This is a genomic window from Microbacterium sp., assembly GCF_047606685.1.
Classification (GTDB): domain Bacteria; phylum Actinomycetota; class Actinomycetes; order Actinomycetales; family Microbacteriaceae; genus Microbacterium.
Genome location: NZ_JASGEC010000066.1, coordinates 1 through 15,169, shown reverse-complemented (window position 1 = coordinate 15,169; position 15,169 = coordinate 1). Strand labels below are relative to the sequence as shown.

Genomic DNA, 15,169 nt, shown 5'->3' with positions numbered 1-15,169 from the left:
GCCCGCGGCGACGGCCGCGGGCACGTCCGTCGCGCTGCGCACCACCACCGTGGTGGTGCGCGCGGCATCCGCCTCGCCGATCGCGGTGAGCGGCACCAGCTCGCCCTCGTGGATCGTGCGCGTCGCGACCGCTCCCTCGCTCAGCGCGCCCGGCGCGAGGTAGGCCGTCTCGCTCGCGCCGAGCGCGACATCCACTTCCCGCAGCTCGGCCGCCGAGACGGCCTCCCCGGGGACGATCGTGCGCGTCGCGGCGAGCACGGGGACGGTCTGCCGGGACGCGGTCACGAGGAACCACACGCCAGCCACGGATGCGGCGATGAGCGCGAGCCCGAGGAGGAAGCGCGCATCGGCCCAGAACGCGCGCGGGCGCGGGCGGGCCGGGTCGGGAGTCGTCATGCCCCTATCGTGGCTCACAGGCTCGAATCGCGCGCCAGGTTATCCACAGGCCAGGGTGGCGCGGCCGAACCCGGCGCCGCCGGGGGATAATTGAGGCATGCCCGAGTCCCCCTCCTCCGGCGTGCGCTACCTCGATCCCGCGCAGGTCGCCGAGCTTCTCAACCTCTCTGTCGACGAGGTGGTCGCGCTCGCGCTGGAGCGGCGGCTGCGCGGGGTCAAGGCCGGCACGCCCGCGCGGTGGCGCATCGAGGAGGCGAGCATCGCCGACTACCTCGAAGAGCAGACCGAGCTCACGCGCCGGCACGCGCTGTGGGAGCAGTCGAACGCGGCGAGCTTCCCCGAGCTGTGGGGCAGCGGCGCGGTGCGCCACGGCGACTGACTGCTCACCCGACGACGTCGCTGCGCCCCTCCAGCCGCACGCTCGCGAGGGCCGCGAACGGCACCATGCGGAATCCGACGACCTCGCTCGCGCGGCGCGCCGATCCGTGCTCGTGCAGCGCGAGGTCGAGGTGGTCAGCTCCGGCGCGGTCGACCGTTCCGGCCAGCGTCCGCCCGCCGAGCAGCCGTGCGGTCACGGGGATGCGACGACGGGCCGCGTCGCGGAGCACGAAGCCGAGGCTCATCCGGTCAGTGAGCCCGCGGCGGTCGGCGCGACGGGAGCGGACGGGCCGTGCGCTGCGGAGCAGGTCGGCGTGCGCCAGGGCCACGGCGCGGATCGCGGCGAGCGGCACCACGACGACACCGGTCTGCGGGCCCGGCGGCTGCATCCCGACCCAGTCCGCCCCCACGGCGGCAAGCCGGCCGGAGGCGGTCGTGTCGTCGACGAGGTCGAGCACGGGGTCGCCTTCTCCTGCGGGAGCCGCCAACGCGCGCAGCCGCTCGCGCAGCGTCACGCGCGACAGCCGCAGCCGCTCCGCCTCCGAGTCGAGCGCGGCCCGCTCGGCCTCCCACTCGGAGTCGAGCTGATCCTCGAGGTCCTCGAAAAACCGGTCCCAGCGCACCCGCCGAGCGTAAAGGCTCGACTGCGGGGCGCGCCGAAGTTATCCACAGTGAGAGAACTCTCACGGTGGGCGGGTTGCAAGTGTGGTCTACTCTGTGGCACAACCTCATACCGCTCGCACTCGTCGATTTCCCCCGGATCGATCTTGAGAAGAGGTCCCTCCGATGCCCTCACCCGGCAGCGCCCGCCGCGTCCCGCTCCGCCGCACGGTCGACGTGCAGGAGTTCTTCGAACCGCAGCCGACGCCGACGACGGCGCTGCCCGACCCCGAGCCGTTCCTGCGCAATCTCACGCGCGGCGTGCTGGAAGTGCTCGCCGGCGTGCGGGACCCGGAGCAGCTGGCCCGCTGGCTCACCGAAGACACGCACCGTCGCCTGATGATCCGCGCCAACCTGGCGGTGCGGGCGCGCAGCGCGCGCGGCATCCCCGCCACCCGGCCCGTGCACACGATCGCGTCGGTGCGGCACACCTCGCCGGCGGACGGCGCCGTCGAGGGGGTCGTGATCGTGTCGGGGCCGGCGCGCACGCGCGCCGTCGCCCTGCGGCTCGAGGGCATCGACGGCCGCTGGCGCTGCACGTCGCTCGCGCTGCTGTGACTACTGCCGGTACGACGCCAGGAAGTTGCCGAGCCGTTCGATCGCCTCGGTGAGCACCCGCGCCTCGGGCAGCGTGACGACGCGCAAGTGGTCGGGGTCGGGCCAGTTGAAGCCCGTGCCCTGCACGAGCAGCACGTGCTCGGCGACGAGGAAGTCGTAGACGAGCTTGGCGTCGTCGCGGATCTCGTGCACCTCGGGGTCGAGTCGGGGGAAAGCGTAGAGCGCGCCGGTCGGCTTGACACACGACACGCCCGGTATCGACTCCAGCGTCTGCCACGCGGCATCCCGCTGCTCGTGCAGGCGGCCCAACGGCGCGACGAGCGCGTCGATCGACTGCACGCCCGACAGGGCGGCCTGCACGGCGTGCTGCGCCGGGACGTTGGGGCACAGCCGGGTCGAGGCGAGCAGTTGGATGCCCTCGAGGAACCCCTTCGCGTGATGCTTCGGCCCGGTGATCACGAGCCAGCCGGAGCGGTAGCCGGCGACACGGTAGGTCTTCGACAGGCCGTTGAAGGTCAGGCACAGCAGGTCGGGCGCGATCGTCGCCAAGGAGGTGTGCTCGGCGCCGTCGAACAGGATGCGGTCGTAGATCTCGTCGGACAGCAGCAGCAGCGAGTGCTCCCGGGCGATGTCGGCGATGCCCTCCAGCACCTCGCGGGTGTACACCGCGCCGGTCGGGTTGTTCGGGTTGATCACGACGATCGCCTTCGTGCGCGGCGTGACCTTGGCGCGGATGTCGTCGAGGTCGGGCTGCCATCCGTTGTCCTCGTCGCAGCGGTAGTGCACCGGCGTGCCGTCGGACAGGCTCACCATCGCCGTCCACAGCGGATAGTCCGGCGCGGGCAGGAGCACCTCGTCGCCCTCGTCGAGCAGGGCCTGCGTCGTCATCGTGATGAGCTCGGAGACCCCGTTGCCGAGAAACACGTCCTCGGGCCCGAACGGGGGGAAGCCGGGCACTTCCTCGTAGCGGTAGACGACCGCCTGGCGCGCCGCCATGATACCCTTGCTGTCGCTGTAGCCGTGCGCGGTCGGGATGGCCGCGATCATGTCGCGCACAATCTGGAACGGCGCCTCGAACCCGAAGATGGCAGGGTTTCCGGTGTTGAGTTTGAGGATCGTGTGCCCCTCCGCCTCGAGCCGGTCGGCCTCCACGAGCACCTGCCCGCGAATCTCGTAGAGGACGTCCTTCAGCTTCGACGACTGGTCGAGCGGGCGCAGAGTGCTCATCGGCTCAGACTACCGTCACTGCCCCGGTCCTCCGCCTCGCCCGGTGGCCTTTCGAGCGAGCGTGCGCCCGCGAGCTCACGGTCGGCTGCTCGTCAGCGCAGGAGCGGCCCCGCTCTTGGCGGATGCGGTCGCGGTCTGGCCTGCGGTGGAACCACGCGTCGGGGAAGAGGTCTCCCCCGCGCAGGATCATGCGGTAGGTGATCCGCTCGGGTGCGGCGTAGACGTCCAGGGAGATGTGCGATTGGGCGACGCCGACCCGTTCGGCGAGGTCGCGCTGGCTGAGGTCGGCGAGGCGTCGCACGCGGCGGACGAGGCCGGAGAGGTCATGGGCTTCCATGGCGAGATCCTGCCATCCGCCTCCGACACCGTCGCGCGCGCTCTCGGCCCACGCTGCCGCCATCTGCACTCCGAAGTCGGCCGCGCTCCCCCGACTGCCCGCCGAAATCAGCCCGTAGTTCCGCGGCCCTCGCCCCTCACCCCCACCCCCTCACGCTCTGATCCCGCCGGTGATCAAAGCGTGAGCGCTCGAGCCCTTCGACTTCTGATCTCCGTCGAGATCAGAAGTCGCGCCCGCCAGCCCCTCACGCTCTGATCGCGGGCGAGATCAGAGCGTGAGGGTTCGCGGGGCCTTGACGGCGTTCGCGGGGCTTGCGCCGAGAGCGCGCGCGACAGCGCGCGGGGCGGCGGCTCAGCGCAGGTCCAGGCGCTTCGCACGCCGCGCCGAGAGCACCTGGAAGATGAGCGTCGCGGCGATCGCGATGAGGAACACCGCCGAGGCGATCACGTTCGCCTGCGGCGGGATGCCGCGCTGCGCCGCGACGTAGATGTACACCGGGAACGTCTGAGCATTGCCCGACGTGAAGTACGTGATGATGAAGTCGTCGAAGCTCAGGCTGAACGACAGCAGCGCGGCCGCGACGATGCCCGGCAGCAGCAGCGGGAACGTGATGCGCCAGAACACCTCCCGCGGCGAGGCGTACAGGTCGCGGCCCGCCTCCTCCAGCGCGGGGTCGAGCGAGAGCACCCGCGCCCGCACCGTCACGACAACGAAGCTCAAGCAGAACATCGTGTGCGCCAAAATCACCGTGCCCAGGCCCTTGTTGACGCCCGCCGTAAGGAACTGGGCGGCGAGCCCGGCGCCCATCACCACCTCGGGGGTCGCCATCGGCATGAACAGCAGCAGGCTCACGGCGGTGCGCCCGCGGAAGCGGTAGCGCACGAGTCCGATCGCAATCGCGGTGCCCAGCGTCGTGGCGAACAGAGTCGAGACACCGCCCACAACGAGGCTGTTGCCGAATGCGGTGCACACGTCCGCCTGCACGCACACGTTGAGCCAGTTGTCGAACGTGAACCCGTTCCACGAGATGTTGGACCGATTCGCGTCGTTGAACGAGAACACGAATGTGTACGCGATCGGGATGAGCAGCAGCGTGAACGCGATCGTCACGTAGGCGGGCAGCAGCCACGTGCCGAGGCCGGCGCGGCGGCCCGGCGCGCGCACGCTCAGCGGCACGGTCTGCGGGGCGCTCACAGCAGGTCCTCCGTCCCCGAACGGCGCACATAGACCGCCACGATCACGAGGATCACCGCCATCAGCAGGATCGACAGCGCGGCCGCTTGCGGATAGTTGACCGTGATCAGGAACTTCGACTGGATGACGTTTCCGATCATCGTCGTCGACGGTCCGCCGAGGAACGACTGGCTCGCGTTGACGTAGTCGCCCGACGCCGGGATGAAGGTGAGCAGCGTCCCCGAGACGACGCCCGGCAGCGACAGCGGGAAGGTCACCTTCAGGAACGTGGTCACCGGGCTCGCGTACAGGTCGCCGCCCGCTTCGATGAGCCGCTTGTCGAGCCGGTCGAGCGAGGTGAACAGCGGCAGCGTCATGAACGGGATGAAGTTGTACGTGAGGCCGAACACGACCGCGAAGCCGGTGCCGGTGATGTGGTCTTGCGGCCCCATCATGCCCAGGAACTGCAGTGCTCCGACCACGGGCCCCTCGTCGGAGAGGATCTGCTTCCACGCCAGCGTGCGCAGCAGGAACGAGATGAAAAACGGCGCGATGACGAGCACGAGCAGCAGGTTGCGCAGCATCTTCCGCTCGCGGATGCGCACGCCGATGAAGTACGCAATCGGGTAGCTGATGACGATCGCGAACACCGTCGCGAGCAGCGCGAACCAGAACGAGCGCACAAACTGCGGCCAGTACTCGGCGATCACGTCCACGTAGTTCTGCCACTGGAACCCGTAATAGAACGCGCCGTACTCGGCCGGGTCGTTGACGCCGAACGACGTGATCAGCAGCGACACGAACGGAACGAGGAAGAACAGTGCGAGGTAGAGCAGGCCGGGCAGGAGCAGGATGGCGGCGACCCATCCGCCCCTGCGCGCCGGGCTGGCGCCGGCGGGCGCCTTCTGCCCCGCGGGCGCGAGCGCGGCGATCGCCATCGCTACGCCGCCTCTCCGTCGGAGCCGACGTCGTCCGGCGCCTCGTCGAGGCTCTCGTCCGCCGACGCCGCGTCGGCGCGCGCCTCGGCGTCGAGGCCGAAGCCGTGGTCGACGCTCCACGAGACCCACACTTCGGCGCCCGCGCTGAACACCGCGCCGAAGACCATGTTCTGCTCGAACACGACGATCTCGCCGGCGCCGGGAACCGAGACGACGTACTGTGTGCTGGCGCCGGTGAACGACACGTCCACGATGCGGCCGGGGCCGAGCACGTTGAGCGTCGTGTCGCGCGCGGGCTCGGCCGCGGCGAGCGTGAGCTTCTCGGGCCGCACCCCGACGGTGATGCTGCCGCTCGTGGTCACCGCGCGCGCGGCCGGGACGGCAACGACGCCGGCTCCGGTGCGCGCGGTCAGCAGCCCGCCAGCGTTCGACTCCACCGTGGCGGGAATGAGGTTGGACTGGCCGAGGAAGGCGGCGACAAAGCCCGTGCGCGGCAGCTCGTAGAGCTCTTGCGGGCTGCCAAGCTGCTCGATGCGGCCGCGGTTCATCACCGCGACCGTGTCGGCCATCGTCATCGCCTCCTCCTGGTCGTGCGTGACGTGCAGGAACGTTAGCCCGACCTCGCTCTGGATCGACTTGAGCTCCAGCTGCATCTGGCGGCGCAGCTTGAGATCGAGGGCTCCGAGCGGCTCGTCCAGCAGCAGCAGGGCGGGGCGGTTGACGACCGCGCGCGCCAGCGCGACGCGCTGCTGCTGGCCGCCGGAGAGCTGGCTCGGCCGCCGCGACGAGAGGTGGTCGAGCTCGACCAGCCGCAGCGCCTCGTGCGCGCGGGCGACGGCGTCGGCGACTTTGCGGCGCTTCAGGCCGAACGCGACGTTGTCGAGCACCGACATGTGCGGAAACAGCGCGTAGCTCTGGAACACCGTGTTGACCGGGCGCCGGTGGGGCTTGACGGCGGTGACGTCCTTGCCGCCGATGAGGATGCGGCCCTGCGTGGGCTCCTCGAGGCCGGCGACGAGGCGCAGCGTGGTGGTCTTGCCGCATCCGGACGGGCCGAGCAGCGCGAAGAACGAGCCCGCCGGGATCAGCAGATCGAGGTCTTCGATCGCAGTGAACCCGGGAAAGGTCTTGCGGATTCCCTCAAGCTGGAGGTCGGCTCCGGACTCCCCGAACCCGGCCATCTCAGGCACCGAGCCCCACGGCCTCGAACTGCGCGCTGTACTTCTGCTGCTCCGCGCTGGTCAGCGACCGGAACATGTGCGCCTGCGAGAGCGTCTCGTCGTTCGGGAAGATGAGCTGGTTGTCGACCTGGTCGGGGTCGATCTTCTCCATCGCCTCGCGCGCGCCCACGACGGGCGTGATGTAGTTCACCCACGCCGCCACTTCCGCGGCGACCTCCGGCTCGTAGTAGTAGTCGATGAGCTGCTGCGCGTTCGACTTCTGCGACGACCCGATCGGGATCACGAAGTTGTCGCTCCACAGCGTGCCGCCCGAGTCGGGCAAGGCGAACTCGAACTTGTCGCCGACCTCGGCGTTGATCGCCGTGATGTCGCCTGACCACACGATCGCGGCGAGCGTGTCCTCGTTCTTGAGGTCGTCGGCGTACGAGTTGCCCTTGATGTTGCGGATCTGGCCGTCCTTGACCTGCTTCTCGAACTCGGCGATCGCGTTGGAGTACTCGGTGTCTCCCCACCCGTCGCTGGAGATGTCCACCCCCTGGCTGAGCATGATGATCCCGATCGTGTCGCGCAGCTCGCTGAGCACGCCCACGCGGCCCTTCAGCTCGGGGTTCCACAGGTCCGCGACGCTCTTGAGCCCGTTCGGCACCTTGTCCTTGTTCCAGGCCAGGCCGGCAAAGCCCGACTGCCACGGCATCGTGCGCGTGCGGCCCTTGTCGAAGTCGGGGTTTTGCAGGCTCGGCGTGAGGTTCGCCGTCGAGTTGGGCATCGCCGACTTGTCGAACTCCTGCGTGAAGCCCGATTCGATCCAGATCGTCGTCATCCAGTCGGTCAGGCACGCGAGGTCGGCGCCGATGCTCTGCCCGAGCGTGAGCTGGTCGCGCACCTTCGCGAGGTAGGTGCTGTTGTCCTCGATCGCGACGTCGTACTTGACCTCGATCCCCGTCTTCTTGATGAACGCGTCGAGGGTCGGGTGGTTGCCGTTGTCGTCTTCGTCGAGATACAGCGCCCAGTTCGCCCACACCAACGACTTGACGGTGTCGGACTGGTCGGCCGCGGGAGTGATGGATGCCGCGGGCGCGCCCGACTCGCTGCCGCCCACACGGCCCGAGCACGCGGCGAGGAAGGCCGCGAACGACAGCGATCCGGCCGTCATGAAGCCGCGGCGCGTGAGTTGCGCGCGGCGCGCCTGGAGGATGAGGGCGCGCAGCGCCGGGTCTTCTGGCAGGGGTCCACGAGGCATGGAGGCTCCTCTTGTCGCGCCGCGGGCCCGGCGCCCACGGCAAGTCCGGGTAACAGATGATTGCACGGGAACCGCCTTCGGCACGACGGATTCCGCGGGTTGAAACAAGGAATTCACACGAATCGTTGTCAATCTGTGTCCGGCGCCGACGATTCCGCATCCGCGCGCTGGCGGCACGCGGCGTTCGATGCCATGATCTGATCCATGTCACGCCAGGGCCAACCCGATGCCGCCTCCAAGCGGATCATCGAGCAGCTGCAGGTCAACGGCCGGCGCAGCTACGCCGAGATCGGCAAGGCGGTGGGCCTCAGCGAGGCGGCGGTGCGCCAACGTGTGCAACGGCTCACGGAGGCCGGCGTCGTGCAGATCGTCGCCGTCACCGACCCCGTGCAGCTCGGCTTCCATCGCCAGGCGATGGTCGGGCTGCGCGTCGCCGGAGACACGCGCGCGGTCGCCGAAGAGCTCGAGAAAGACCCGCTGATCGACTACGTCGTGATCACGGCGGGCAGTTTCGACATCCTGATCGAGGTCGTCTGCGAATCGGATGCCGACCTCATCGACTTGCTCAACCACCGCGTGCGCGCGATCGAGGGCGTCGTCGCGAGCGAGACGTTCGTCTACCTCGAGCTGCGCAAGCAGTCCTACGACTGGGGCACGCGGTAGCGGGCCGTCACTTCTTCTTGGCCGCGGCGCGGCGGTCGGCGCGGTTCTGTGGCGCCGGGCCGGATGCCGCAGGCTGGCCGCCGCCCACGCGCTGTCCGAAGGCGCCGCGCGGCCCCTCCTCCGCCTCCGGCTCGGCCGCCGCGGCGGCCGCCTGGCGCAGGCGGTTGGTGGCCGCCTGCTGCACTTGGCCGCGGTCGTTGCGCACCTCGACGTCGCCGCTGTCGCTCGGCGCGGAGTACTCCAGACCCTGCGGCGCCGGCGCCGCCGTGAGGCCCTTCGCCTCGACCTCGGCGTGCTCGTCGTCGCCGGCGGGGCGCACCTCGACTTCGAGGTTGAAGAGGTAGCCGACGGTCTCCTCCTTGATCTGCCCCATCATCGACTGGTACATCTGGTAGCCCTCGCGCTGGTACTCGATGAGCGGATCGCGCTGGGCCATCGCGCGCAGGCCGATGCCGTCCTTGAGGTAGTCCATCTCGTAGAGGTGGTCGCGCCAGCGGCGGTCGAGCACCTGCAGCACCACGCGGCGCTCGAGTTCGCGCGTCGCCGGCGCCCCGAGCGACTCCTCGCGCTTCTCGTACGCGATCTGCGCGTCGGAGTACAACTCGCGCTTGAGCACCTCGGTGGTGATGCGGCCCTTGGCGCCCGCCTCGGCGACGACCTCGTCGATCGTCACGCTCACCGGGTAGAGGGTCTTCAGCTCGGTCCACAGCGCGTCGAAGTCCCAGCTCTCGATGTGGCCGGTGCCGGTGTGGTCGTCGATGATCGCGTTGACGGCGTCTTCCAAGAAGTGCTGCACCCGGTCGGCGATGTCGTCGCCCTGCAGGATGTGGCGGCGGTCGGAGTAGATCGCCTCGCGCTGCCGGTTGAGCACGTCGTCGTACTTCAGCACGTTCTTGCGGATCTCGGCGTTGCGCGCCTCGACCTGGCTCTGCGCGCTCTTGATCGCGCGCGAGACCATCTTCGACTCGATCGCCACGTCGTCCGGGAAGTTCGTGCGGGCAAGGATCGCCTCGGCCGCGCCGGACTGGAACAGGCGCATCAGGTCGTCGGTCAGCGACAGGTAGAAGCGGCTCTCGCCCGGGTCGCCCTGGCGGCCGGACCGTCCGCGCAGCTGGTTGTCGATGCGGCGCGACTCGTGCCGTTCGGTGCCCAACACGTACAGCCCGCCCGCGGCGACGACCTTCTCGCCCTCCGCGGAGACCTTCTCGCGCATCGCTTCGTACACGGCATCCCACTCGGCCTCGTACTCGTCGGGAGTCTCCACCGGGTCGAGGCCCTTCGCCTTCATCTCCTGCACGGCGAGGAACTCAGCGTTGCCGCCGAGCATGATGTCGGTGCCGCGGCCGGCCATGTTCGTGGCGACCGTGACGGCGCCCAGCCGCCCGGCGCGGGCGACGATCTCGGCCTCGCGCGCGTGGTTCTTCGCGTTCAGCACCTCGTGCTTGACGCCCTTCTTCGACAGCAGTCGCGAGAGGTACTCGCTCTTTTCGACGCTGACCGTGCCCACCAGCACCGGTTGGCCGCTCTTGTGCCGCTCGACGATGTCCTCCACGACCTGCGCGAACTTGGCCTCCTCGTTCTTGTAGACGAGGTCGGACTGGTCCTTGCGGATCATCGGCTTGTTGGTCGGGATCGGCACGACACCGAGCTTGTAGGTCGACATGAACTCGGCGGCCTCGGTCTCGGCTGTTCCGGTCATGCCGGCGAGCTTCTCGTAGAGGCGGAAGTAGTTCTGCAGCGTGACGGTCGCCAATGTCTGGTTCTCGGCCTTGACCGGCACGCTCTCCTTGGCCTCGATGGCCTGGTGGATGCCCTCGTTGTAGCGACGGCCGACGAGGATGCGCCCGGTGTGCTCGTCGACGATCATGACCTCGTCGTTCATGACGACGTAGTCGGTGTCGCGCTTGAACAGCGCCAGCGCCTTGATCGAGTTGTTCAGGAACGAGATCAGCGGCGTGTTCGCCGACTCGTACAGGTTGTCGATGCCGAGGTAGTCCTCGACCTTCTCGATGCCGGGCTCGAGCACGCCGATCGTGCGCTTCTTCTCGTCGACCTCGTAGTCGATGCCGGGCTCGAGCGTGCGGGCGATCTTCGCGAACTCGACGAACCAGCGGTTGGCCTCGCCCGACGAGGGGCCGGAGATGATCAGCGGCGTGCGCGCCTCGTCGATCAGGATCGAGTCGACCTCGTCGACGATCGCGTAGAAGTGGCCGCGTTGGACGAGGTCCTCCTTGCGCCACGCCATGTTGTCGCGCAGGTAGTCGAAGCCGAACTCGTTGTTCGTGCCGTACGTGATGTCGGCGTTGTACTGCTCGCGGCGCACCTCGGGCGTCTGACCGGAGATGATCGTGCCGGTGGTCATGCCGAGCGCGCGGTAGATGCGGCCCATGAGCTCGGACTGGTAGCTGGCGAGGTAGTCGTTGACCGTGACGACGTGCACGCCCTTGCCGGCGATCGCGTTGAGGTAGGCCGGCAGGGTCGCCACGAGCGTCTTGCCCTCACCGGTCTTCATCTCGGCGATGTTGCCGAGGTGCAGAGCCGCCCCGCCCATCAGCTGGACGTCGTAGGGCCGCTGGCCGATCGTGCGCTTGGCCGCTTCGCGCACGGCGGCGAAGGCCTCGGGCAGCAGCTTGTCAAGGGTCTCGCCGGCTTCGTGCCGCGAGCGCAGCTCGGCCGTCTCGCCGCGCAGCTCGTCGTCGGTGAGCTGGGCGTAGTCCTCTTCGAGGGCGTTCACGGCCTTCACGACCTGCAGCAACTGGCGGCGGACGCGTCCCTCGCCGGCGCGGAGCAGTTTCTCGATCGGGTTTGCCACGGACGATCTCCATCTTTCGGGCTAGTGGCGGTCGATCCGCCTCCCGCGCGCACGCCGTTGCGCGCCCCGCGGGCATACCGTCCCATGTTATCCGTTCGTGACCTGCGTGTGCGCTGAGGAGCGACACGCGGGAGGACAAGAGCGTGGGGATGCTTGCCGCGTATGCATATACTCAAAAACTACATACTCGGAATGCATCGAAGGAGCCGCGATGTCGGTGCGGCAGAGCCTGCTGGCCATCCTCGACCAGGGGCCGTGCTACGGCTACCAGCTGCGCGCGGAGTTCGACCGCCGCACCGGGTCGACGTGGCCCCTCAACGTCGGGCAGATCTACAACACGCTCGAGCGCCTCGAGCGCGACGGCCTCGTCGAGAAGGGCGACACCGACGACGCCGGCCACGTCTACTACGCGATCACCGACGCCGGGCGCGCTGACGTGCGGGCTTGGCTGTCCTCGCCCGTCGACCGCGGGCGGGGCACGCGCGACGAGCTGGCCATCAAGCTCGCGGTGGCAGCGACTCTGCCCGGAGTGGATGTCGCGAGCGTGATCCAGACGCAGCGGCGCGCGTCGCTGGCCCAGGTGCAGGAGCTCAACCGCGCCACGTACACGGGGGCGGGCGCCGACGGCCCGGAAGAGCTCGCGTGGTCGCTCGTGGTGGACTCGATGATCTTCCAGGCGGAGGCGGAGGCGCGCTGGCTCGACCACACCGAGCAGCGGCTGGCGGCGCGCCCGGAGCACGCGATGGCGCTCGAGCTGTCGACCGAGCGCCCCCAGCGCGGGCGCCCGTCCCGCACCGACGCGGCCCCGGCTCCGCGCGCGCCGATCTAGGATCGATCCCATGGCTGGACTGTGGGGCAGGCGCAAACGCGACGAGCAAGCGGCTCTCGATGCCCAGGACGCGGATCTCGCCCAGCGCGCCCGCGCGGCGCTGGTGGCCGCCGACGAGCGCGTGCGCGTCACCGCGGACGAGCTCGCCTTCGCCGAAGCGGAGCTCGGCACGGGCCCGACGAAAGACCTGCGCGACGCGCTCGCCGCCGTGCGCACGCACCTCGGCGAGGCGTTCCAGCTGCACCAGCTCAACCACGACGAGATCCCGGACACCCCCGAAGAGCTGCGCAGCCGCAACGCGCGCATCGCGCAGCTGTGCGAGTGGGCCGAGAGCCTCCTCGACGACCGCACCGCGGCACTGGAGGGGCCGATCCACACGGCGCGGAGGGCGCCGGAGATCATCGCGGGGATCAGAAGGGATGCCGCGCGCCTGCGCGAGCGCCTGCCCGCCGCGCGCGACACCCTCGAGCGGCTGGCGGCCCGCTACACCGCGCAGGCTCTCCACCAGATCACGGCCAACCCCGGCGAGGCGGAGCAGCTGATCGGATTCGCCGAGCACAGCGCCGACATCTCCGAGCGCCGACGCGACGCAGGACAGCGCGAGCAGGCGAATCTGGCGCTGGAGGCCGCGACCGAGTCGGCGCGGCGCGCGGCGACCCTCATCGACGCGGTCGAGACGTTCGAGATCGAGGCGCTGCGCGCGGAGTCGACGCTCGCCGCGGTCGTGGAGGACTCCCGCGGCGACCTCGTGGCCGCCCGCGACGCGCCGCCGTCGCCCACCGTCGGCGCGGCCGTCAGCGCGCTGCAGGAGGCACTGGCATCCCTTCCCCCCAGCGGGTCCAAGACCGACCCGTTCGCCGAGCTCACACGGCTGCGCGAAGCGAACGCGGGGCTGGATGCCGCGATCGCCGCCGCCCGCGAGCGCGCGGCGCGCCCCATCCCGAGCCCCGAACAGGTGCGGCACGGCATCGACGACGCCGACCGGCAGCTCGCCGTCGCCCGCGACGTGATCGCGGGGCACCGCGGCTGGATCGGCGCCGACGCGCGCACGCGCCTTGCCGAGGCCGAGCGCATCCGCGCCGACCTCGAGCGGCTGGTGGGCGTCGCGGCGGCCACCGGCGTCAGAGCGGTCGCCGAGGACCAGCGCGAGGAGGCGCTCGGCCTCGCCCGGCGCGTCGCCTCACTCGCGAGCGAGGCCCTCAGCCTCGCTCAGCGCGACATCGACCAGTCCCGCCCCTCCGGTGGCCCCGGTCGCTGGGGCGACGCGGGCCGCGGCGACCGCGACGGCGCGGGCGACCTCATGGGCGGCATTCTCGGCGGCTTCGTGATCGGCAGCATCCTGGACGGCATCTTTGACTGAGCTCGTCGAAGTCTGAGCTCGTCGAAGTCTGAGCTCGTCGAAGTCTGAGCCTGCCGGGCACGGCCGCCGGTGTCAGGAGGCGAGCTCCTCGTCCGGCGGCGCGGATGCCGTCAGCGAGATGACGCCGTAGTCCCACCCGCGACGCCGGTAGACCACGCTGGGGTGGTCCGTGCGCGCGTCGATGAACAGGAAGAAGTCGTGCCCGACCAGCTCCATGCGGTCCACGGCATCCTCAACCGTCATCCACTCCGGCTCGAACTGCTTCGTGCGGATGACGACCGGCGTGTATGCCTCTTCGGCCTCGTCGCTGTCGACGACGGGGATCTCACCGGTCGCCACGCGCCGAATGGTGTCGACCGAAGCGGGCTGCACGTCCAGGCCCGCGATCGCGCCGCCGCCCTTGTCGAAGTGGACGCGGCGCGGGTGGTTGCGCGCGTCGACGCGCTTGCCCTTCGCGCGACGCAGTTGCTCGGCGAGCTTGTCGACCGCGACATCCAGCGCGGCGAATTTGTCGGGATCGGATGCCTCGGCCCGCACGACGGGGCCCTTGCCGACGACCGTGAGCTCGACGGTCTCGTCTTCGACGCGGCCGTTGTGGTACGCGCGGTGCGTGACCTTGACGTCGAGGCGTTGGGCCCGGGGAGCGAGATGCTCGATGCGGACCGCCTTCTCCTCGGCGACGGACCGGAACCGGTCCGAGATCCCAACTCCGACGCCGATGATGTGGGTATCCATCCATGCCCTCCTTGTTCCGGTCCTCCCGGTCAAGGGCGGACCATCGTTCGCCTTGTGCTCCCACCGTAGTCGGGCGCCCGCGAACTGTCACGCGCCATTTCGGCGTGGCGTGGCCCGCAGCGGCGTCGCCGCCACCGTGGCCGCGCCGACCACGTGCGCTCCCGCCGCGGAGAGGGCTCGCGCGGCCTCGCGCAGGGTCGCCCCGGAGGTGACGACGTCGTCGGCGATCACCACCCGAAGTCCCGTCGCGCGGCGGGCAACGAGGCTTCCAGCGGCGTTCGACGCGCGCTCCTCGCGGCCGAGGGCGCGCTGGTCGGCGGTCCGCCGCGCCGGCGCCAGCAGGGTCGCGGGCCGAAGCCCTGTGCGGCGCACCAGCAGGTCGACCACGCGGTATCCGCGCCGCCGCATCGCCGCGCGCGAGGTCGGAACGGGCACGACGACCAGGCCCGACTCCCCGGCCGCGACGGCGCGCAACGACGCGTGCAGAGCGGGCGCGAGCTCGCGCGCGAGCCCGGTGCGGCCCTGCTCTTTCAGCGCCCGCAACGCGCCGGCGGCGACGTCGCGGTAGTCCAGTCCGCTCCACACCGTCAGACCGTCGAGCTCGCGACGCCGAGGCCGCGGCACGAGCGCGGCACGGCACGCGGCGCACAGCGGCCGGCCGGGCGCGGCGCAGCCCGCGCAG

At 70.2% G+C, this 15,169-nt stretch carries 16 protein-coding genes; 5 read left to right on the top strand and 11 right to left on the bottom strand.

From position 1 onward, the window contains the following. The coding region (locus QM611_RS08360) for an SAF domain-containing protein (RefSeq protein ID WP_415079454.1) at positions 1-396 on the bottom strand (396 nt) is incomplete at its 3' end. A gap of 97 nt (positions 397-493) precedes the next feature. Here QM611_RS08360 and QM611_RS08355 point away from each other — a divergent pair. Further along, a complete protein-coding gene (locus QM611_RS08355) occupies positions 494-775 on the top strand; it encodes a helix-turn-helix domain-containing protein (RefSeq protein WP_415079453.1) in 282 nt (93 codons plus the stop codon). A 4-nt stretch (positions 776-779) separates the two neighbouring features. Here the strand turns inward: QM611_RS08355 and QM611_RS08350 are convergent, their stop codons facing one another. Next, positions 780-1,397 carry a hypothetical protein gene (locus QM611_RS08350; protein ID WP_415079452.1) on the bottom strand — a complete coding sequence of 206 codons (618 nt, stop codon included), beginning with the start codon at positions 1,395-1,397 and terminating at the stop codon, positions 780-782. Positions 1,398-1,560: 163 nt separating this feature from the next. Between QM611_RS08350 and QM611_RS08345 the strand changes: the two genes are divergently transcribed. Next, positions 1,561-1,992, top strand: a complete 432-nt coding sequence (locus tag QM611_RS08345) for an Rv3235 family protein (RefSeq protein WP_415079451.1) — start codon at positions 1,561-1,563, stop codon at positions 1,990-1,992. Here QM611_RS08345 and QM611_RS08340 read toward each other — a convergent pair whose 3' ends face one another. From QM611_RS08340 to QM611_RS08315, 6 genes are all read right to left on the bottom strand, one after another. Then, the gene (locus tag QM611_RS08340; protein WP_415079450.1) at positions 1,993-3,219 is read right to left on the bottom strand and encodes a pyridoxal phosphate-dependent aminotransferase; all 1,227 of its coding nucleotides are present in this window, start codon (positions 3,217-3,219) and stop codon (positions 1,993-1,995) included. A 4-nt stretch (positions 3,220-3,223) separates the two neighbouring features. After that, positions 3,224-3,556: a helix-turn-helix domain-containing protein gene (locus tag QM611_RS08335; protein WP_415079449.1), complete on the bottom strand. Its 333-nt coding sequence runs from the start codon at positions 3,554-3,556 to the stop codon at positions 3,224-3,226. A gap of 351 nt (positions 3,557-3,907) precedes the next feature. Further along, positions 3,908-4,750 (bottom strand): ABC transporter permease, encoded by an 843-nt coding sequence (locus QM611_RS08330; RefSeq protein WP_415079448.1) that lies wholly within the window; start codon positions 4,748-4,750, stop codon positions 3,908-3,910. Continuing rightward, positions 4,747-5,667: an ABC transporter permease gene (locus QM611_RS08325; RefSeq protein ID WP_415079447.1), complete on the bottom strand. Its 921-nt coding sequence runs from the start codon at positions 5,665-5,667 to the stop codon at positions 4,747-4,749. The genes QM611_RS08330 and QM611_RS08325 overlap by 4 nt, the downstream gene beginning before the upstream one ends. 2 nt (positions 5,668-5,669) lie before the next feature. Beyond that, entirely contained in the window at positions 5,670-6,848 is a 1,179-nt protein-coding gene (locus tag QM611_RS08320; protein ID WP_415079446.1) for an ABC transporter ATP-binding protein, read from the bottom strand. Between the two features lies 1 nt (position 6,849). Beyond that, the gene (locus QM611_RS08315) at positions 6,850-8,088 is read right to left on the bottom strand and encodes an ABC transporter substrate-binding protein (protein ID WP_415079445.1); all 1,239 of its coding nucleotides are present in this window, start codon (positions 8,086-8,088) and stop codon (positions 6,850-6,852) included. Between the two features lie 204 nt (positions 8,089-8,292). On the opposite strand from QM611_RS08315, the gene QM611_RS08310 reads away from it, so the two are divergent. Then, entirely contained in the window at positions 8,293-8,751 is a 459-nt protein-coding gene (locus QM611_RS08310) for an Lrp/AsnC family transcriptional regulator (protein WP_415079444.1), read from the top strand. 7 nt (positions 8,752-8,758) lie between these two features. Here the strand turns inward: QM611_RS08310 and secA are convergent, their stop codons facing one another. After that, the gene (gene secA, locus QM611_RS08305; RefSeq protein WP_415079443.1) at positions 8,759-11,563 is read right to left on the bottom strand and encodes a preprotein translocase subunit SecA; all 2,805 of its coding nucleotides are present in this window, start codon (positions 11,561-11,563) and stop codon (positions 8,759-8,761) included. A gap of 211 nt (positions 11,564-11,774) precedes the next feature. On the opposite strand from secA, the gene QM611_RS08300 reads away from it, so the two are divergent. Next, positions 11,775-12,392, top strand: a complete 618-nt coding sequence (locus QM611_RS08300; RefSeq protein ID WP_415079442.1) for a PadR family transcriptional regulator — start codon at positions 11,775-11,777, stop codon at positions 12,390-12,392. 10 nt (positions 12,393-12,402) lie between these two features. Beyond that, on the top strand, positions 12,403-13,752 hold the full coding sequence (locus QM611_RS08295; protein WP_415079441.1) for a hypothetical protein: 1,350 nt from the start codon (positions 12,403-12,405) through the stop codon (positions 13,750-13,752). A 72-nt stretch (positions 13,753-13,824) separates the two neighbouring features. Here QM611_RS08295 and hpf read toward each other — a convergent pair whose 3' ends face one another. Both hpf and QM611_RS08285 read right to left on the bottom strand, forming a co-directional pair. Next, complete coding sequence (hpf, locus tag QM611_RS08290; protein ID WP_415079440.1) at positions 13,825-14,487, bottom strand: ribosome hibernation-promoting factor, HPF/YfiA family; 663 nt, start codon at positions 14,485-14,487, stop codon at positions 13,825-13,827. A gap of 87 nt (positions 14,488-14,574) precedes the next feature. Further along, the coding region (locus QM611_RS08285; RefSeq protein WP_415079439.1) for a ComF family protein at positions 14,575-15,169 on the bottom strand (595 nt) is incomplete at its 5' end.

Coding starts and splice junctions, on each gene's coding strand:
- QM611_RS08335 (WP_415079449.1), bottom strand. CDS start 3,556: ATGGAAGCCCATGACCTCTCCGGCCTCGTCCGCCGCGTGCGACGCCTC.
- hpf (WP_415079440.1), bottom strand. CDS start 14,487: ATGGATACCCACATCATCGGCGTCGGAGTTGGGATCTCGGACCGGTTC.
- QM611_RS08315 (WP_415079445.1), bottom strand. CDS start 8,088: ATGCCTCGTGGACCCCTGCCAGAAGACCCGGCGCTGCGCGCCCTCATC.
- QM611_RS08295 (WP_415079441.1), top strand. CDS start 12,403: ATGGCTGGACTGTGGGGCAGGCGCAAACGCGACGAGCAAGCGGCTCTC.
- QM611_RS08325 (WP_415079447.1), bottom strand. CDS start 5,667: ATGGCGATCGCCGCGCTCGCGCCCGCGGGGCAGAAGGCGCCCGCCGGC.
- QM611_RS08340 (WP_415079450.1), bottom strand. CDS start 3,219: ATGAGCACTCTGCGCCCGCTCGACCAGTCGTCGAAGCTGAAGGACGTC.
- QM611_RS08355 (WP_415079453.1), top strand. CDS start 494: ATGCCCGAGTCCCCCTCCTCCGGCGTGCGCTACCTCGATCCCGCGCAG.
- QM611_RS08310 (WP_415079444.1), top strand. CDS start 8,293: ATGTCACGCCAGGGCCAACCCGATGCCGCCTCCAAGCGGATCATCGAG.
- QM611_RS08320 (WP_415079446.1), bottom strand. CDS start 6,848: ATGGCCGGGTTCGGGGAGTCCGGAGCCGACCTCCAGCTTGAGGGAATC.
- QM611_RS08345 (WP_415079451.1), top strand. CDS start 1,561: ATGCCCTCACCCGGCAGCGCCCGCCGCGTCCCGCTCCGCCGCACGGTC.
- QM611_RS08300 (WP_415079442.1), top strand. CDS start 11,775: ATGTCGGTGCGGCAGAGCCTGCTGGCCATCCTCGACCAGGGGCCGTGC.